This is a genomic window from Bacillus sp. ME78, from assembly GCF_903970865.1.
Lineage (GTDB): Bacteria > Bacillota > Bacilli > Bacillales > Bacillaceae_G > Bacillus_A > Bacillus_A cereus.
The window spans coordinates 49,269-68,195 of the sequence record NZ_CAJCKK010000016.1 but is presented as its reverse complement, the minus strand read 5'-3'; the positions used below and the strand labels follow the sequence as shown (position 1 = coordinate 68,195).

Below are 18,927 nucleotides of genomic sequence, written 5' to 3'. Positions count from 1 at the left end.
CTGTGGTTCAAAAACGAGTTCAGGTTTCATTAAAAAACGGTTTACAAGCACGTCCGGCTGCGTTGTTTGTACAAGAGGCAAATCGCTTTCATGCAGATATCTTCATTGAGAAAGATGGAAAGACAGTAAATGCAAAGAGCATAATGGGGATTATGAGCTTAGCAATTGGAACTGGAAGCATGATAACAATTACAACAGAAGGTTCAGATGCAGAAGAGGCTTTAGAAGCATTAGCTGCATATGTACAATAAAGAGCTATCGCGTATATGCGATAGTTTTTTTGTTTTGTTGTTTGTGCGGATTAGCGGGGAGGGGTATTTAGCTGGTTTGTCCTTGTCGGAGATTGTCGGTAAATCGATATGTTGTGTCGAACCGTTGATATATTAAAAAAATCGTTGATATAATTTGAGTTTTGTTCGATATAATTGAAAAATCGTTGATATATTTAGAGGGATACTGGATGGGGTATGTGAGCGGGGAACAATATATAAAAGAAGCGCCCAATTATAGGGCGCTTCCACTTTTAGTTATATCTAGCTCCAGCGGCTAGAATCTCCGGTTGTTTCGCCCCTTCATTCGAGGCAAAAAGCGCCTCGGAATCAGGGGCTCCATCGACCTGCGATTCTAAACGAGCCGCTTTCGCTTTTTAGTATTAACGATTTGTAAAGATCTTATCGATTAAACCGTATTCTAAAGCTTTTTCCGCTGTCATGAAGTTGTCGCGGTCTGTGTCGCGTTGTAGTACTTCAAGTGGTTGACCAGTGCGGTCAGCAAGAATTTGGTTTAGTTTTTCACGTAAGAATAGGATACGTTTTGCAGCGATTTCGATTTCAGTCGCTTGACCTTGTGCTCCACCAAGTGGTTGGTGAATCATTACTTCACTGTTTGGAAGTGCGTAACGTTTTCCTTTTTCACCTGCTGCAAGTAAGAATGCACCCATAGATGCAGCCATACCGATACAGATTGTTGATACTTGTGGTTTAATAAACTGCATTGTATCATAGATTGCCATACCCGCTGTGATAGAACCACCAGGGCTGTTGATGTAGATGTGAATATCTTTTTCTGGATCTTGAGATTCCAAGAATAAAAGCTGGGAAACGATTGAGTTAGCTACGTTGTCATCAATTGCACTACCAAGCATAATGATGCGGTCTTTTAATAGTCGAGAGTAAATATCGTAAGCGCGTTCTCCACGATTTGTTTGTTCAATTACTGTAGGAATTAAATTCATCTGTTATTTCCTCCTTCTAAAGCTTTCTTAGTCTTATAATACAATTATGGTCAATAAAGGTCAAACGAAACCACTTTAAATCAAAAAAATATGTAGTTGTACCATGAAATATTCGCTATGTTTTCGAAATTCCCTGCTTATGTATCTTCAACATCATAACCGAATTACATAAATTTAAACGTTATGAAAACTGGAGAAAAAAGAAAAGAACGCCTTTTAACTGAAGCGTTCTTTCGATAATTAGTCTTTTAAAAGATAGGTTACTTTATTTAAAATTTTTTCGATTTGTTTCGCGTTTTTACTATACATTTCGCTTGCTGATTTCGACTTTGTTTCTAGAGAAAATAGTTCAAGATCAGCATGACATTTTTTTAAAGATGCTAATAATAAAGGTTTGTTTTGAGGAGAAGGCATTTGGAGTTTGTCATTGTAAATGTCGATAGTAAGTTGTCCGTATGAATCCACTTGACCGAGGAAGACATTTTCAATAACAACACCGAGTTTTTCTAATTCTGAATGTAGCCAAGCACGGTTATGTCCGCTTGCTGAAAGAGGTTCATCTAGTACATTTCCATCCATAATAACAGTTTGTGGTTCTTTTTCATTCGGTACTTTTAAACCGATGTCTTTTGCTGTAAGTGGCTGAGAATCTTTCTTTAATAATACATTTAATTCTCCGCTCGGTTCTAAGACAGCAAATTCGACTTCAGCTACGCTGAACGCACTTTTTCCACGGAGAAGTTCCAGTAATTCGTCACTCGTATATTTTTCTTTCTTTAAGTTATCTTCGAGTATCTTTCCGTCTTTTATTAATACGGTAGATTTTCCTTCAAAGAAGTCCCGAGCTGTTTTGTTCTTTAAAGAGAGGATTCCTGTTAAAAAAGGTACCACAGCGAAAATGAGTATTGCAAAGACACCGTGAAAAAATTTTGAATCGAGCCCTGTAGATACTTGGGCAGCGATGTCACCAATCGTCATTCCGGCTATGTATTCAAAAAAGGAAAGCTGAGAGATTTGTCTTTTCCCTAACCATTTCGTAATAGCGAATAAAATAATTAATATGAATACAGAGCGAAGAATGACAAGTGTCCATTCCGGCAGGTGAGACATAGTCGTTTCCTCCAGTCTACTTAAAACCCTTTATATTGAGGTTCTTCACGTTCTAATACTGAAATTCTATCCTTTAAATCAGCGATGACGCTGTCCATTTCTAACATACATTCATGAAATACGCGTTTTGATTCTTCGTCTTGTGAATTTAATGAAAGGGAGCTTAAACTTGCTTGAGCGCCCTTTACACTAGCAAGGCAAGTTTTTACGCTAGCGATAACAGTCATATAAACACCTCTTATCCTTTCGGTTTAAATAACAATGCTCCAATGAAGCCGAAAATAATAGCTGCTGATACACCGGCGCTCGTTACTTTAAACATGCCGGTAATAACACCAACGATGCCATGTTTTGCAGCTTCTTCCATTGCGCCATGAACGAGGGCATTACCAAAGCTTGTAATAGGTACAGTTGCCCCGGCTCCAGCGAAATCAATTAATGGCTCATACAAATTAAATCCATCTAATATAGCTCCAGCAACAACGAGTGTTGCCATTGTATGAGCGGGTGTTAGTTTGCCGACATCAAACATAAGTTGGCCGATTACACATATGAGTCCGCCAATGACGAAAGCCCAGAAAAAAATCATTGCGTTGCACCTCCAAATTCAATCGAAACGGCATGAGCGATACATGGAATTGTTTCTTCTTGTTGGAATGTAAGTGGAGATAGTAAAGCGCCTGTCGCAACGACAAGTATTTTTTTGAACTCTCCTCTTTTCATTCGGTTTAATAAATGACCATACACGACTGTTGCGGAACATCCAGGCCCGCTAGCACCAGCTATGACAGGTTGTCCTTCTCTGTAAATGATAATTCCGCAATCTTGAAATTGTTCGCTCGTTACTTTCGTTCCGTGTTTATGTAGTAAGTCATAAGCAATTTCGCGTCCTACATGTCCGAGATCGCCTGTTACGATTAAATCGTAGTAAGAGGCATCAATTTGGCGTTCACGTAAATGGGCTTCAATTGTATCAACTGCAGCTGGAGCCATTGCGCCTCCCATATTAAACGGATCCGTTAATCCCATATCAACAACTCGCCCAATCGTTGCAGATGTTACTCTTGGACCATGGCCAGTATCGCTTAAAATAGCGGCTCCTGCTCCGGTTACTGTCCACTGTGCAGTAGGCGGCTTTTGTCCACCGTATTCGGTAGGGTAGCGGAATTGTTTTTCTACAGCAGTATTATGGCTTGAAGCTCCAGTTAATAAATATTTTGCACCTTTTGCATTTACGATACTTGCCCCAAGTGCTAAACCTTCCATAGAAGTAGAGCAAGCCCCGAATAATCCGAGATAAGGAGTGCCCAGTGTGCGGCAAGCAAAGCTTGTTGGAGTAATTTGATTAATTAAATCTCCTGCGAGTACGAATTGAATATCATCTTTACGAAGCTCTGCTTTTTCAGTAGCGCGACTACAAGCTTCTTCGAATAAAATTTTATGTGCTTTTTCATAGGAATCTTGTCCGAGCCATAAATCTTCATGAAGGATATCGAAGTCTTCTGGGATGTTCCCCTTTGCTTCAAATGGTCCACCGACAACCCCTGTTGAGATAATGACTGGTTTGTTTTCAAATACCCACGTTCGGTGTCCTTGTAACATTTATAGCCCTCCCCATTGAACGAGAATAGTTTTAATAAGTGCGATGACGAAAGCGGAAAATACACCAAATAAAATAACAGAACCAGCTAGTTTAAACATATTGCCGCCAACGCCAAGGACAAATCCTTCCGTTCGATGCTCAATACATGCGGCAATAACAGAGTTACCAAATCCAGTAACAGGTACAGCTGTACCAGCACCAGCAAACTGTCCAAAACGATCGTATATACCAAATCCAGTTAGTAACATAGAAATGAAAATAAGAGTTGCGACTGTCGGATTTCCTGCTGAGCGTTCAGTGAAATCAAAATATGTGATGTAAAAAGTAGAAATGAGTTGTCCGATGAAGCAAATAAAACCACCGACGAAAAAGGCTTTTATACAATTTTTTAAGACAGGTCGTTTCGGTTCGCGTTCTTGTTCGAATTTTTTATACTCCTGTTGTACAGGGGTTAAGTTTTTATCTTTACTAGACATTGCAATCCTTCCTTTTCTTTTAAAAAGCGTTAAGTGTTAGACTCCATTTTTTTACCAATGAATTTTAATTGTTTATTAATTTCATCTTTAGATACTTCTTTTTCCTTAATTTTTCTTTCGAGTTTTTCGAGTAACATAAAGATTTTTTTATCTGTACTGACACGAACATCGAAAGTAGGATGCTCATCACTTAGCTGCTTTTGAAGCTTTTTACGAAGAGGTTTTAATCCAAACCTTTCGTGATGCTCAGGTGTAACTGCTATGTAGAGATCTAAATTTGAATTCACTGCTGTGCTTTTTATAATTTCATCCATAGCGAGAGCTCTTTTCTTCGCTCCTTGTGATATAGATTGATTAAAGGATTCCGTACTCGTCTTTGTTAACTTTGGACCTTTTTCTTTCTCCGTTCGTTTTGCTTCTTCTTTCACTTTTTTATCTAAAGGACTATTATCACATCCGGTAAAAGAGCTAAATAGAAGTGCAAATAATGCGGTTATGAGGCCGAGTTTTCGCATAATTATCATTCCATTTCTATTGCAATATGTAATGTGATAGAAAAAGGATGACTGCATATCATCCTTTTTCTATTTCACAGCAAGACTGATTCGTTATTGCTGTGAGTATTGTGGTTCTTCTTGTTGGACTTCTTCAACGCGTGGGTTTAAAGAATCGATAATCGTTTGTGTTTGCTGCGCAGCTGTTTGGAAAAGTTGCTTAGCTTGTTGGTTATCCGTATCAAGAGCGAATCCCTCTAAGCTAGCTTGTGCACTTTTTAATCCAGAAACAGTTTGCTTTAATTTTGTAATTACAGTCATTGAATGAAGCCCCCTTTGGAATATCAATTCAAAGATTATAATTTGTGAGTTGGGGTGAATTTATGATTGGAAAATTTAGGGGTGGAATAGATTTTATATGCTTTTAGCTAAGATGCATAAGGTATTACGGGGATATTTTTATTGATTTAGATGGATTTTATTGCTATTATTATGAGAAGAAAATGAAGTGTTTTCTATAATCATGCGCCCATAGCTCAGTCGGATAGAGCGGTGGTTTCCGGTACCACGTCTGCCGGGGGTTCGAATCCCTCTGGGCGCGTCAAAAAGTCCTAACTTACGTTTTGTAGGTTAGGACTTTTTTATTTATCTCATTATTTGAGGGTTAAACAAAACAAACTGATGGAAGTCTCATTTTATATGTGTACTTTCAAAATGCCTTGTCTCATTGCTTCTGTTAAAGCTTCGGAGCGTGATCCTACTTTTAATTTTTTGAAGATTTTTGTTAGGTTGTATTCTACAGCTCTTGAACTCATGTACAGTTCATCAGCAATTTGTTTATTGCTACTTCCTTTAGAGACGGATTCTAAGATTTCTAATTCTTTTTGTGTAAGAAGAGCGGTTTTATTTTCAAGTTGTTGAGTCGTTATATCGTCTGTACGTAGTTGACGTAATAACGAAATAGGAAGTAAAGTATATCCGTTTACAGCTGCACGAATTGCCATTAATAGCTCTTGTTGAGAAGCTGATTTACTAATAATGCCGCTGATACCAGAGTTTATTAATAAATTGAATTGGGATACATATTCAAAACCTGTATATAAAATGATTTTTGCATCTGTTTGAATATGTAATATTTTCTGGGCGAGTTCAATACCACTACAATTGGGCATATTCATATCCAAGAGGTATACGTCAAAAGGTGTAGCGTCACTTTTTATGAGTGCTTCCTGTTCATTTAAAATATATTCTGCTTGCATATCTTCTTCTAATTCAATCATGCTCTTTGTTCCTTCGCCTACAATTTGATGATCATCTACAATTAATACTCGAATCATTATTTACCACCTCGGAACTGTAATGTTTATTTGAAGTCCTTTTTTAGCTTCGGATACTATATGTATTTCTCCACCAATTGATTGAAGCCTTCCTTTTATACCGGAAAGCCCCATATGCTGCTTAGGAGAGTAGGGAGTGTCTATATTAAAACCTTTGCCGTTGTCTCGGTAGTCTAGGAAAATACAGTTATTCTCTTCCCATAAAAAAATCGATACGATGGTTGCCTCGGAATGTTTATCTGCGTTTGTTAGTAGTTCTTGAATGATACGATATAAAGATAGAATTTTGTCAAAATCGTAATGATGTTCTTGAATTGATTCATGATCAAATTGAATTTGAAACTGCACACGCAATTGTGTTTGGGCTAGCAATTCTCTTAATGCACCAATTAAACCAGCATCTGATAAAAGTGATGGACGCAATTCATTACATGTGTCGCGAATTTGTTGTATTACATCGTGCATACCGAAATGGATTTTTTTTAGTTCATTTTTTAATTCTAGTGGAACGGATTTGTTTTTTAATAAAGAGTCTAGTTTGCGGTACCATACAATTTGATCTTGTAATGCAGAGTCGTGTAAATCTGAAGCAAGTCGGCGCCTTTCTTGTTCAGAAATTTGAAAGAGTAGGCGTGATAAGCTTGCAGAATTTGTTTTGGATTCTAAACTCTCCTGCTCTAGAGAATGAATAATTTCATTAATGGTATACAAGTTTTCGTAAATAAGACGGACGTATGTCGTGACAGTGATGAACCATGATTTTTCATGCGTATTATATTTAATATTATTCACTTTTGTTCCAATCCAGATGTAGTGTTTTATATGTTTAGTAGAGTATAAGTAAATACCGATGCATCCATCATCCTCTAATAAATCATTAATTAGTAATGCTGCCATACTCCATTTTTTCTTTTTAGAAAGTGTGAAATCTTTCGTTTGTCCATATCCGTTGCATTGTGTATATGTGTTTTCTTTCATATCATATTGAACAAATTGAATAAAAGAAGGTTTCAACATTGAAACGATTTCATTAGTGAATTTTTTCTCTAACTCTTCTGTTTTCATAATAGATGATAGCTGTGCGGTAAACTGTTCAATGTTTACGTATAAGTTTGTTTTAGTCCGAAAGAGGTGATTACGAAATGTAAAATCTAATCTTTCTTTTAATATGAGAAATAGAATATTTAACGGAAAAATAATAATAAAACTTTGCAGCAGTCGAGAGAGAAAATTGTCTTTGTAATAAATGCTCCAGCTCGTAATGATTGCAATTAATAGAGTTGGGATTAATGACAGAAATGCGTAATACCGTAAACGATCAAATACAAAATCTATATCAAAAATCTGCTTCGTCGCTACTAAATAAAAATAACCGATTGGAAGAGCGATTAGGAACATAGCTCCAATATCTGCTGAGAGAATCGGTGTTCTGAATATTGCATCTGGAAGAGCATAGAGTGTAACGAACGGAAAGAAGGCAATGGAATGAATCGTGAGCATTAATTTTAAAAATGGTTTATGTACTGTACTGTGATATTTGATATAGGCACGGATTAAAAAATATATACAAAAGATAATATTTATTGAAAGGTAAATTAGTTCTAATCCATCGGTATTAACTATTGGAAATGGAATGAACATCGTTAAAATAGAGAATGATAGTAAAATAATGCCAATTTCAATATCGATTTTTAGAAATCTCATAGAAATGACGTATAGTTGCTTTTTCTTGAATAATTCATTCAACAATAAAATGAGAGACATAGGTGTACCTTGAAATACAATACTTAAAATAATGAGAGCGATAAAATCACCTTTACCAGATTCAACTGCGATTAGAAGACTTGAGGAAGTCATGAATAGAAACGTGATCAAAAAGAATGTTTCCCGGTTCAAAGGCTTCTTTGTATAAAGAAAAATAGATAACCCTAAACAAATAAAAGCGAGTAGGAAGGGAAAGTATACAGAAATAATTTTGTCACGAGAATCAATAAAATGTTGTGTTCCTTTATAAGTTTGGGTGATATCGTCTTTTTTAATTTGTATTTCAGATGCATTTAGTGATTGGTTTTGATATCCAGGAAGTATTCCTAAATGAGGCTTTTCTTTATTTATCGAATAGATTATATCTCCTTCTTTTAAGTCCGTCTGAAAAGCCCAACCGGAGGATTTAATTTTTGCTATTGTGTATGTAGTTGAGTCTGTTTTAGAAATAAGAACTCCACTATATGGTTGGTTTATTTTATATAAGATATAGCCTTGTAAACAAAAATACAGGATAGTTACACATAAAATGAAAACGAAGTTACGTTGTATCTGCAACGGTTTAGACACCTCTCTTTGTAGGTATATCGTTTAATTTCTGAATATTTTTATAATAACATTTAAGAAGTTTTCATACAATCAATGTCATCTGTTGAAATTGCGGTGAACCACATAAGAGTGGTTCGCCTTTTTTACGGTAAATACAGTACGGATTGCGGACAATAGCATCAGAAAGAAGTCTATGATAAAGATACAACTTAACAAGTAAATGAAGGAGGCAATAGTGATGAAAAAGTTTTTTTTGATGATAGGCGGGATTGTATTAGGAATGGCGGTTATTTATTTCGTAAAAAGCTAAAAGGAGCTGTTATGGATGGCATTTGAAATTCAAGGATTAAATAAAACATTTGGTGAATATAAAGCCGTTAATGATTTAAATATACGTGTAGAAGAAGGTGGAATTTTAGGGATGCTGGGCCGAAATGGTGCTGGTAAGACGACAACAATTCGTATGATCTTAGATTTAATCAAACCGGATAGCGGCCAAATTCTATGGAATAATCGCCCTTTTTCAAAGAAAGACCTATCTATTGGCTATTTACCAGAAGAGCGTGGATTATACCCGAAAATGAATGTAGTGGAGCAATTGGTGTATTTCGGCAAGTTAGAAGGAATGCCAGCTAATCTTGCAAAAAGGCATGCGTTACAGTGGCTAGAAAAATTAGAAATGACACCACATTTAAAGAAGAAAACAGAGGAATTGTCAAAGGGAAATCAACAAAAAATTCAATTGATTTCAGCGATATTGCATAATCCGGAATTCATCATACTAGATGAACCATTTAGTGGATTGGATCCTGTAAATGCAGAGATGTTAAAAAATGTTGTGCTCGAGTTAATCGCGCAAAGAAAAACGATTATCTTCTGTAGTCATCAAATGGACAGTGTAGAAACGTTCTGTGAGGAATTTTGTATTATGAAAAATGGTCAACTTGTATTATCGGGTGCCTTGTCAGATATTAAGAAAAGTTATCAATACAAATATATGACGTTGCAAACGGAAGGGGATATTGAACCTATTCTTAAAAAGAAAAATTTCAATTTTGAAAAAGTTAATCGTACGTTCATGATTAAAGTTAATGATGGAGAGGATGCATTTTCGCTGCTTGAAGACATTAAAACTAAACAATATATCCGAGATGTTTCTATTAAAGAACCTTCTTTACATCAAATCTTTGTTGAAAAGGCGGGTGCATAAGTAATGAGGAATTTCTGGATTGTTTTAGGGCAAACGTATTGGGATCGTGTGAGGACGAAAATATTTATTGGGATGACATTGTTATTAATAGGGGGAGGGATATTCTTATTCTCCTTTCCAACTTTAGTACAAAAGTTTTCTGGAGAGAAAGAAAAAGCAAAAGTTGTATTTATTTCCGAAGCACCTAATGTTACTTTGGATCAATCTAATCTTAGTAAAGCTCTTCCGGAATGGGATTGGTCTTTAGGTGATAAAACAAAATTAAATCAATATAAGCAAGATTTGTTAGATAAGAAAGTCGAAGCGCTCTTTATATTAAAAGAGGGTGCGGGTGCTGAACCAGTATTAGATTACTTTATGAAGGTGGATAATCCTAAGTTGATTCAAAGTGCGCAGGTATTTGTACAAAATCAGTATTTTCAAAGTGCGGTAGTTAAACAACAGTTATCAGAAGAGGCTGTGAAATCACTGACGATGAACGTGCAAGCGAAAAAGCAAAACTTAAATAACGAAGAAACAAGCTCATTCTTACTGGTGTATTTATTAGTAGCGATTATGTACTTAGCAATTACTTCGTATGGAAATGCGATTGCTACAGCGGTAGCGTCAGAGAAGGCGTCGCGTGTTATGGAAGTGATGGTAACGAAGGTGTCGCCTGTTCACATGGTCTTTGGGAAGATATTAGGAGTCGGTCTTGCTAGTTTGACACAGTTATTTATTTTCTTCCTTAGTATGGCGCTATATATTAAATCTGGAATTTTCAAGGTATCGGATTCGTTTTTTGGAGTGAATATTGATGTAAATATGATTACAGGTGAGCATGCTGCATATTTCTTGTTATATTTTGTTCTCGGTTACTTCGTTTATGCGGCACTTTTCGCAGTGTTTGGTTCTATGGTAAGCAGGCCAGAAGAATTATCCGGAACAACGATGCCGATTACTCTTATATTGATGGGAAGCTTAGTGGTGGAGTTATTAGTAGTACTTGATAACCCTGAAGGGCTAGTATCAAGGGTGACATCATATGTTCCGTTTACAGCTCCAATTAGTATGGTAGTTAGGATTATTAATGGATCCGTTGGGAATTTAGAAATTATTACATCTATGGTTGTATTACTGGCTAGCATTAGCTTAATTGCTATGTTTGCAGCGAAGGTCTATCCGAAAGGTGTATTAAGAAGTGGTAAGAGCCTTAAATTCATTCAATTGTTAAAAAATAATTAATTGCAGGGGGGAATAAATTATGGGATTTTTTTCGAAAAGAAAACAAAAAATGATGGATAGTAATAACGAGAGAAGCGTGAAAAAAATAGTTGAGTTGTCTGTGGAAGAGATGAGAGGAATTCAAGGAGCGTCTAGTGAATCGAACGATTATCTCTATGATTCCTATGTAATTAGGAATCAAAGTTCCTTAGCTTTAAATAAGAGGTTTCTTTCTTAATTAAGAATCGTAAAAGAGTAGTTAGGCATAGTGAAGTGTCACTATACCTAAACTGCTCTTTTTATTTTGGAATTGAACAGAGATAAATTTAATGTTGTTATATATAAAATTAAGGGTTACTATTAGTATGTGGTAACAAATAATTGAGTTTATTATTTTCTTTCAATATTATTCAAATTTAGGTTGTAAGTTGTAAATCTCATTAATACATATAAATTAATAATATTTTGGAATGGGTGTCTGTGATAGCATTCTCCTTTTACCAAACTTATTGTACAATAGAAACAAGGGGGAGATTAGTTTGAAGGCAAGTCTTTTACAAGAACAAAGCTTACGTTTGGCAATGACACAAGAGTTAAGGCAAGCGATTACAATGCTCCAGTATAATGTACAAGAATTATCGGAGTTTTTGTATGAGCAATCGTTAGAGAATCCCCTTATTGAGTTAGGTGGTTTTGAGAGGGAGAAGAAAAAGAGCTCTAACAACAGTAAAAGTACCAGCAAACAAGTCGAGAATCAGATGGAGATCTACAGTGTGGATTCTACAACGATTCAGCAACATTTATTAAATCAAATACAGTATTATAAAATAGATGAAGAAGAGCGAAAAGTAGCTTCTTTCATTATTATGAACATGGATGGAAATGGATATTTACAAGAAACGAATGAAGAGTTAGCAGAGCTCCTTTCTGCGCATATTCATGTAGTCGACCGCTCTGTAGAGCTTGTCCAATCACTGGAACCAGCAGGGGTAGGGGCGCGTAATATTCAGGAATGTTTAACCTTGCAATTGAAGCGCTTACAAAGACGGAATGGATTAGCAGAAGAGGTTGTAGAAGATCATTTCGCTTATTTTGTGAAGAAAGATTGGCGAAAGCTCGTTCAAGTGTTGAAATGTAGTAATGAGGAATTACAGAGTGCGGTAAATTGTATAACGTCATTACAACCAAAACCAGGTCTTGCGTTTTCTTCAGATAAACCACTTTATATTGTGCCTGATATGGCGGTGAAAAAAGATGGCGATCGCCTCGTTTTACAAATGAATGAGAGAAATATGCCAAGAATTGAAATTCATTCTGAATATAGTGCGCTTCTTAATAATAGTGAAAGTGAAGTAGCATCTTACGTATCAGAAAAGTATCAGCATGTGCAGTGGATTATGCGCAGTTTGAAGCAGAGAAAACAGACGCTGCTGCAAGTGATGAATATTATTATGGAAAAACAACGTGATTTCTTCTGGAAAGGTCCAGAGTATTTAAGACCTCTCGCTTTAAAAGAGGTAGCGGAAGAGTTAAGTGTGCATGAATCAACAATTAGTCGTGCGACGCGAAATAAATATGTGCAAACACCACACGGTTTATTTGAGATGAAATCGTTCTTTAGCAATGCCGTTTCGACGACTGAAGATGAAGCAGTTTCTACAAAACGTGTAAAACAATTTATTCAAACGCTAATTGGGGCAGAGGATAAGAAAAAGCCACTTTCAGATCAAAAGATTTCAAAATTATTAGAAGAAGAGCATGAAATTGTTATTTCTCGAAGAACAGTGGCGAAGTATAGAGAACAAATGCATATCCCAGCTTCGTCATTACGAAAAACGATCGGATAGGTGAAGAAGATGAAAGTTGTACTGTATACTAAAAAAGATTGTGGCCTTTGCGTGAAGGCGAAACAAGTTTTACAGGAAGTACAATGTGAATATTCTTTTCAAATCGAGGAAATAGATATATATGAAGATAATGACCTTTTAGAAAAATATCACTTAATGATTCCGGTTGTAGAAATGGACGGAAAACAAGTAGAATATGGTAACATTCACAAAGGTGTCATAATAAACTATATAAAGAATGCAGTTAAGAGTTGAATAAGTTTCTATCTCCTGTTACAATAATACACGTAGCAGGGATTATTTTTTTAACCTATGTGGGACACAAAATGTCACTACGGGACGTAAAGTGACCACGAAGGAAAAATGAACCAATGTAGTGAGGAGAAAAGATATGCGCTCATGGATTCAGAACACAAAAAAATTATTACCTGATCTGCTACCTGTTATGCAAACGAGAATGCAAATTCTTCAATACATTAGGCTCATGCAGCCGATTGGAAGAAGAAACTTATCAGCAAGCCTCGGTATGACAGAACGAGTATTGCGAAGTGAAGTTCAAGTTTTGAAAGAACAAAACTTAGTTCACGTCGCTTCTTCTGGAATGACTTTGACAGAAGAAGGAACAGCTTTAGTTCTTGCTTTGGAAGACTTTATGAAAGAAATTTCCGGGTTAAAGGTTTTAGAAAAGCAACTTAAGGAAACATTAGACTTGGATGAAGTTTTCGTTGTCCCTGGTGATAGTGATGAATCACCTTGGGTCAAACTGGAGATGGGCCGTGCTTGTGTGACTTGTATAAAAGACCGTCTGACAGCGAATAATATCGTTGCTGTGGCTGGAGGAACTACGCTAGCTGCTGCTGCGGACATGATGCAACTTGATTGCAAAGATTTACATATGATATTTGTCCCAGCACGTGGTGGAATTGGAGAAGGTGTTGAATTAGAAGCCAATACCATTTGTGCCAAGATGGCGCAAAATACGATGAGTAATTATCGCTTATTGTATGTTCCAGACCATGTTAGTAGCGAAGCATATGCGTCTATTGTGACAGAGCCTTCCGTGAAAGAAGTTCTTGAGTTGATTCGATCTTCCAATATCGTCATTCATGGAATAGGTGATGCGTTAACAATGGCACGTCGCAGAAGTACTTCAGAAGCAGATTGGTTAAAGATTCAGGCAAGCGAAGCAGTTGGCGAAGCTTTCGGTTACTACTTTAATGAAGAAGGAAATGTTGTTCATAAAGTAAGAACAGTGGGTATGCAACTAGAGGATTTACAAAATGTATCTCACGTTGTTGCAGTCGCTGGAGGTTCTTCAAAGGCAAAAGCAATACAGGCTGTAATAAAGCAAGGGCACACTTCAATTCTAATTACAGATGAAGGTGCAGCAAAACAGTTAACAAAGGGTTTTACCCTTTAATATAATCCCCCAAGGAGGAAATTCAAATGACTAAAATTGGTATTAATGGATTTGGACGTATCGGACGTAACGTATTCCGCGCAGCTCTTAACAACTCTGAGGTAGAAGTAGTAGCAATCAACGACTTAACAGATGCTAAAACATTAGCTCACCTTTTAAAATATGACACAGTTCACGGAACTTTAAATGCAGAAGTATCTGCTAACGAAAACAGCATCGTTGTTAACGGTAAAGAAATTAAAGTTATCGCTGAGCGTGACCCAGCTCAATTACCATGGAGCGACTACGGAGTAGAAGTAGTAGTAGAATCTACTGGCCGTTTCACTAAAAAATCAGACGCTGAAAAACACTTAGGTGGATCAGTTAAGAAAGTTATCATCTCAGCTCCAGCTTCTGACGAAGATATCACTGTAGTTATGGGTGTTAACCACGAACAATACGATGCAGCTAACCACAACGTAGTATCTAACGCTTCTTGTACTACAAACTGTCTAGCTCCATTCGCTAAAGTATTAAACGAAAAATTCGGCGTAAAACGCGGAATGATGACAACAATTCACTCTTACACTAACGACCAACAAATCTTAGACTTACCACACAAAGATTTACGTCGTGCTCGTGCAGCAGCTGAAAACATGATCCCAACATCTACTGGTGCAGCTAAAGCTGTAGCATTAGTATTACCAGAACTTAAAGGTAAATTAAACGGTGGCGCTGTACGTGTTCCAACTGCTAACGTTTCTCTTGTTGACTTAGTTGTTGAACTTGACAAAGAAGTAACAGTTGAAGATGTAAACGCAGCATTCAAAGCAGCAGCTGAAGGCGAATTAAAAGGTATCCTTGGATACAGCGAAGAGCCATTAGTATCTATCGACTATAACGGATGTACAGCTTCTTCTACAATCGATGCATTATCTACAATGGTAATGGAAGGTAACATGGTTAAAGTACTTTCTTGGTACGATAACGAAACTGGTTACTCTAACCGCGTAGTAGACTTAGCAGCTTACATGACTTCAAAAGGTCTTTAATTCTTAATTATATAAGTTATCAATGACAAAACGAGGGAGAGGGTTTGTTCCCTCTCTCTCTTCTTTCGTTTTAAAAGCAAATGTGTTAAGCTTTTGAATGGGTTTTGTCAATCCTAACTAGTAGTCGGAGGGAAATCCAATGAACAAAAAATCAATTCGTGACGTAGATTTAAAAGGTAAGCGTGTATTTTGCCGCGTTGATTTCAACGTACCTATGAAAGAAGGCAAAATTACAGATGAAACTCGTATCCGTGCAGCTCTTCCTACAATTCAATATTTAGTAGAGCAAGGTGCGAAAGTTATTTTAGCAAGCCACTTAGGCCGTCCAAAAGGTCAAGCAGTAGAAGAATTACGTCTTACTCCAGTAGCAGCACGTTTAGGCGAGCTTCTTGGTAAAGATGTTAAAAAAGCGGACGAAGCATTCGGACCAGTTGCACAAGAAATGGTTGCAGCAATGAACGAAGGCGACGTATTAGTTCTTGAAAACGTACGTTTCTATGCGGGCGAAGAAAAGAACGATGCAGAACTTGCGAAAGAATTTGCAGCACTTGCTGACATCTTCGTAAACGATGCATTCGGTGCAGCTCACCGTGCTCATGCTTCTACAGCAGGTATCGCAGACTACCTACCAGCAGTATCTGGTCTATTAATGGAAAAAGAGTTAGATGTACTTGGTAAAGCACTTTCTAACCCAGAACGTCCATTTACAGCTATCATCGGTGGTGCGAAAGTAAAAGATAAAATCGGTGTAATTCGTCATCTATTAGACAAAGTAGATAACTTAATCATCGGTGGCGGACTTGCTTACACATTCGTTAAAGCTTTAGGTCATGAAATTGGTCTATCTCTATGTGAAGACGACAAGATTGAACTAGCTAAAGAATTTATGCAACTTGCAAAAGAAAAAGGCGTAAACTTCTACATGCCAGTTGATGTTGTAATCACTGAGGAATTCTCTGAAACTGCAACAACTAAAATCGTTGGTATCGACTCTATCCCTTCTAACTGGGAAGGCGTGGACATCGGTCCTAAAACACGTGAAATTTATGCAGATGTAATTAAAAATTCTAAGCTTGTTGTATGGAATGGACCAATGGGTGTATTCGAAATGACTCCATTCGCAGAAGGTACAAAAGCAGTAGGACAAGCATTAGCAGATGCAGAAGATACATACTCTGTTATCGGCGGTGGTGACTCTGCAGCAGCTGTTGAAAAATTCGGTATGGCTGATAAAATGAGCCACATTTCTACTGGCGGCGGTGCGTCATTAGAATTCATGGAAGGTAAAGAGCTTCCAGGTGTAGTTTGTCTTAACGACAAATAAGTAGCAGCCAAAGAAAAAGGACGGTGCAAAGCATGCGTAAACCAATTATCGCAGGTAACTGGAAAATGAATAAAACTCTATCTGAAGCAGTTAGCTTCGTAGAGGAAGTTAAAGGTCAAATCCCAGCAGCTTCAGCTGTTGATGCAGTAGTTTGCTCTCCAGCTCTATTCTTAGAGCGCCTTGTAGCAGCAACTGAAGGAACTGACTTACAAGTAGGTGCACAAAACATGCACTTCGAAAAAAATGGTGCATTCACTGGCGAAATTAGCCCAGTAGCACTTAGCGACTTAAAAGTTGGCTATGTAGTACTTGGCCACTCTGAGCGTCGTGAAATGTTTGCTGAAACAGACGAATCAGTAAACAAAAAGACTATCGCAGCATTTGAACATGGTTTAACACCAATCGTATGTTGTGGTGAGACTTTAGAAGAGCGCGAAAGCGGAAAAACATTTGATCTAGTAGCAGATCAAGTGACAAAAGCACTTGCAGGTTTAACAGAAGAGCAAGTTAAAGCAACTGTTATCGCTTATGAGCCAATCTGGGCTATCGGTACAGGTAAATCTTCTTCTTCTGCAGACGCAAACGAAGTATGTGCGCACATCCGTAAAGTTGTTGCAGAAGCTGTTTCTCCAGAAGCTGCAGAAGCTGTTCGTATCCAATACGGCGGTAGCGTAAAACCAGAAAACATTAAAGAGTATATGGCACAATCTGACATCGACGGCGCTTTAGTTGGCGGTGCTAGCTTAGAGCCTGCTTCGTTCTTAGGTCTTCTGGGGGCGGTAAAATGAGAAAGCCAACAGCTTTAATCATTCTTGACGGTTTCGGACTTCGTGAAGAAACTTACGGGAATGCTGTAGCACAAGCTAAGAAACCTAATTTTGATGGTTACTGGAACAAATTCCCTCATACAACGCTTACAGCTTGTGGTGAGGCGGTAGGTCTTCCAGAAGGTCAAATGGGTAACTCTGAGGTTGGTCACTTAAATATCGGTGCTGGCCGCGTAGTATATCAAAGCTTAACACGCGTTAACGTTGCAATTCGTGAAGGTGAGTTCGATAAGAACGAAACTTTCCAAAATGCAATTAAAAGCGTAAAAGAAAAAGGTACTGCACTTCATTTATTCGGTTTACTTTCTGACGGTGGTGTGCACAGTCACATGAACCATATGTTTGCTCTTCTTCGCTTAGCAGCAAAAGAAGGCGTGGAGAAAGTTTATATCCATGCATTCTTAGACGGCCGCGATGTTGGACCACAAACAGCAAAAGGTTATATCGATGCAACGAATGAAGTAATTAAAGAAACAGGAGTAGGACAATTCGCGACTATCTCTGGTCGTTATTACTCTATGGACCGTGACAAGCGTTGGGATCGCGTAGAAAAATGTTACAGTGCTATGGTGAATGGTGAAGGCCCTACTTATAAATCAGCAGAAGAGTGTGTAGAAGACTCTTATGCGAATGGTATCTATGATGAATTCGTATTGCCGTCTGTAATTGTTAACGAAGATAACACGCCAGTTGCAACAATCAATGATGATGATGCAGTTATCTTCTATAACTTCCGTCCAGACCGTGCAATTCAAATTGCTCGTGTATTTACAAACGAAGACTTCCGTGAGTTCGATCGTGGTGAAAAAGTACCTCACATTCCAGAATTCGTATGTATGACACACTTCAGTGAAACTGTAGATGGTTACGTGGCATTCAAGCCAATGAACCTTGATAACACTTTAGGTGAAGTTGTTGCGCAAGCGGGATTAAAGCAACTTCGCATCGCGGAAACTGAAAAGTATCCGCACGTTACATTCTTCTTTAGCGGTGGTCGTGAGGCTGAATTCCCAGGAGAAGAGCGTATCTTAATTAACTCACCAAAGGTTGCAACGTATGACTTGAAACCTGAAATGAGCATTTACGAAGTAACGGACGCTTTAGTAAATGAAATCGAAAATGATAAACATGATGTTATCATTCTTAACTTTGCGAACTGTGATATGGTTGGCCATTCTGGGATGATGGAACCAACAATTAAAGCAGTAGAAGCAACTGACGAATGTTTAGGAAAAGTTGTAGAAGCAATTCTTGCAAAAGATGGTGTAGCACTTATTACTGCTGACCATGGTAATGCTGATCAGGAGTTAACTGCTGATGGCGGTCCTATGACAGCTCATACAACTAACCCGGTTCCTTTCATCGTTACAAAAAATGATGTAGAGCTTCGTGAAGGTGGTATTTTAGGAGATATCGCTCCAACAATGCTTACACTTTTAAATGTGGAACAACCGAAAGAAATGACAGGTAAAACAGTTATTAAATAATTTGCTTATAT

21 protein-coding genes and 1 tRNA gene are annotated in these 18,927 nt (G+C 37.5%); 12 read left to right on the top strand and 10 right to left on the bottom strand.

What is annotated here, in order from left to right; all coding sequences use genetic code 11:
- Positions 1-2: 2 nt before the first annotated feature.
- On the top strand, positions 3-251 hold the full coding sequence (locus H6481_RS17950; protein WP_000250307.1) for an HPr family phosphocarrier protein: 249 nt from the start codon (positions 3-5) through the stop codon (positions 249-251).
- A 401-nt stretch (positions 252-652) separates the two neighbouring features.
- Here H6481_RS17950 and clpP read toward each other — a convergent pair whose 3' ends face one another.
- The 8 genes from clpP to H6481_RS17910 form a co-directional block, all read right to left on the bottom strand.
- The gene (gene clpP, locus H6481_RS17945; RefSeq protein WP_001049162.1) at positions 653-1,234 is read right to left on the bottom strand and encodes an ATP-dependent Clp endopeptidase proteolytic subunit ClpP; all 582 of its coding nucleotides are present in this window, start codon (positions 1,232-1,234) and stop codon (positions 653-655) included.
- A gap of 240 nt (positions 1,235-1,474) precedes the next feature.
- Complete coding sequence (locus tag H6481_RS17940) at positions 1,475-2,344, bottom strand: DUF421 domain-containing protein (RefSeq protein ID WP_000018924.1); 870 nt, start codon at positions 2,342-2,344, stop codon at positions 1,475-1,477.
- A gap of 20 nt (positions 2,345-2,364) precedes the next feature.
- Positions 2,365-2,571 (bottom strand): DUF1657 domain-containing protein, encoded by a 207-nt coding sequence (locus H6481_RS17935; RefSeq protein ID WP_000215897.1) that lies wholly within the window; start codon positions 2,569-2,571, stop codon positions 2,365-2,367.
- A gap of 11 nt (positions 2,572-2,582) precedes the next feature.
- Positions 2,583-2,933, bottom strand: coding sequence for a stage V sporulation protein AE (spoVAE, locus tag H6481_RS17930; protein WP_000575919.1), 351 nt, complete (start codon positions 2,931-2,933; stop codon positions 2,583-2,585).
- On the bottom strand, positions 2,930-3,946 hold the full coding sequence (spoVAD, locus tag H6481_RS17925) for a stage V sporulation protein AD (protein WP_000938972.1): 1,017 nt from the start codon (positions 3,944-3,946) through the stop codon (positions 2,930-2,932). The genes spoVAE and spoVAD overlap by 4 nt, the downstream gene beginning before the upstream one ends.
- The gene (spoVAC, locus tag H6481_RS17920; protein ID WP_000095399.1) at positions 3,947-4,423 is read right to left on the bottom strand and encodes a stage V sporulation protein AC; all 477 of its coding nucleotides are present in this window, start codon (positions 4,421-4,423) and stop codon (positions 3,947-3,949) included.
- 29 nt (positions 4,424-4,452) lie between these two features.
- Positions 4,453-4,938 carry a YhcN/YlaJ family sporulation lipoprotein gene (locus tag H6481_RS17915; protein ID WP_001228545.1) on the bottom strand — a complete coding sequence of 162 codons (486 nt, stop codon included), beginning with the start codon at positions 4,936-4,938 and terminating at the stop codon, positions 4,453-4,455.
- A 93-nt stretch (positions 4,939-5,031) separates the two neighbouring features.
- Complete coding sequence (locus H6481_RS17910) at positions 5,032-5,238, bottom strand: DUF1657 domain-containing protein (RefSeq protein WP_000216166.1); 207 nt, start codon at positions 5,236-5,238, stop codon at positions 5,032-5,034.
- 204 nt (positions 5,239-5,442) lie between these two features.
- Here H6481_RS17910 and H6481_RS17905 point away from each other — a divergent pair.
- Positions 5,443-5,518, top strand: a tRNA-Arg gene (locus H6481_RS17905).
- 94 nt (positions 5,519-5,612) lie between these two features.
- Here the strand turns inward: H6481_RS17905 and H6481_RS17900 are convergent.
- Together H6481_RS17900 and H6481_RS17895 are read right to left on the bottom strand one after the other, a co-directional pair.
- Complete coding sequence (locus H6481_RS17900) at positions 5,613-6,254, bottom strand: response regulator transcription factor (protein ID WP_000621765.1); 642 nt, start codon at positions 6,252-6,254, stop codon at positions 5,613-5,615.
- Between the two features lie 3 nt (positions 6,255-6,257).
- Positions 6,258-8,576: an ATP-binding protein gene (locus H6481_RS17895; RefSeq protein ID WP_182812562.1), complete on the bottom strand. Its 2,319-nt coding sequence runs from the start codon at positions 8,574-8,576 to the stop codon at positions 6,258-6,260.
- A 316-nt stretch (positions 8,577-8,892) separates the two neighbouring features.
- Between H6481_RS17895 and H6481_RS17890 the strand changes: the two genes are divergently transcribed.
- The 10 genes from H6481_RS17890 (at position 8,893) to gpmI (ending at position 18,916) form a co-directional block, all read left to right on the top strand.
- The gene (locus tag H6481_RS17890; protein ID WP_182812559.1) at positions 8,893-9,777 is read left to right on the top strand and encodes an ATP-binding cassette domain-containing protein; all 885 of its coding nucleotides are present in this window, start codon (positions 8,893-8,895) and stop codon (positions 9,775-9,777) included.
- A gap of 3 nt (positions 9,778-9,780) precedes the next feature.
- Positions 9,781-11,001: an ABC transporter permease gene (locus tag H6481_RS17885; RefSeq protein WP_182812556.1), complete on the top strand. Its 1,221-nt coding sequence runs from the start codon at positions 9,781-9,783 to the stop codon at positions 10,999-11,001.
- A gap of 19 nt (positions 11,002-11,020) precedes the next feature.
- Positions 11,021-11,218, top strand: a complete 198-nt coding sequence (locus H6481_RS17880) for a hypothetical protein (RefSeq protein ID WP_000505575.1) — start codon at positions 11,021-11,023, stop codon at positions 11,216-11,218.
- Between the two features lie 301 nt (positions 11,219-11,519).
- On the top strand, positions 11,520-12,827 hold the full coding sequence (gene rpoN, locus H6481_RS17875) for an RNA polymerase factor sigma-54 (protein ID WP_000647953.1): 1,308 nt from the start codon (positions 11,520-11,522) through the stop codon (positions 12,825-12,827).
- Positions 12,828-12,836: 9 nt separating this feature from the next.
- Positions 12,837-13,082, top strand: a complete 246-nt coding sequence (locus H6481_RS17870; RefSeq protein ID WP_000869730.1) for a glutaredoxin family protein — start codon at positions 12,837-12,839, stop codon at positions 13,080-13,082.
- A gap of 136 nt (positions 13,083-13,218) precedes the next feature.
- Positions 13,219-14,247, top strand: coding sequence for a gapA transcriptional regulator CggR (gene cggR, locus H6481_RS17865; protein ID WP_182812553.1), 1,029 nt, complete (start codon positions 13,219-13,221; stop codon positions 14,245-14,247).
- A gap of 26 nt (positions 14,248-14,273) precedes the next feature.
- Complete coding sequence (gene gap / locus H6481_RS17860; protein ID WP_000161234.1) at positions 14,274-15,278, top strand: type I glyceraldehyde-3-phosphate dehydrogenase; 1,005 nt, start codon at positions 14,274-14,276, stop codon at positions 15,276-15,278.
- A 139-nt stretch (positions 15,279-15,417) separates the two neighbouring features.
- A complete protein-coding gene (locus H6481_RS17855; protein ID WP_001036331.1) occupies positions 15,418-16,602 on the top strand; it encodes a phosphoglycerate kinase in 1,185 nt (394 codons plus the stop codon).
- Between the two features lie 32 nt (positions 16,603-16,634).
- Complete coding sequence (gene tpiA / locus H6481_RS17850) at positions 16,635-17,390, top strand: triose-phosphate isomerase (protein ID WP_182812550.1); 756 nt, start codon at positions 16,635-16,637, stop codon at positions 17,388-17,390.
- Positions 17,387-18,916, top strand: a complete 1,530-nt coding sequence (gene gpmI, locus H6481_RS17845; protein WP_182812547.1) for a 2,3-bisphosphoglycerate-independent phosphoglycerate mutase — start codon at positions 17,387-17,389, stop codon at positions 18,914-18,916. Before tpiA ends, gpmI begins: the two co-directional genes overlap by 4 nt.
- Positions 18,917-18,927 lie beyond the last annotated feature (11 nt).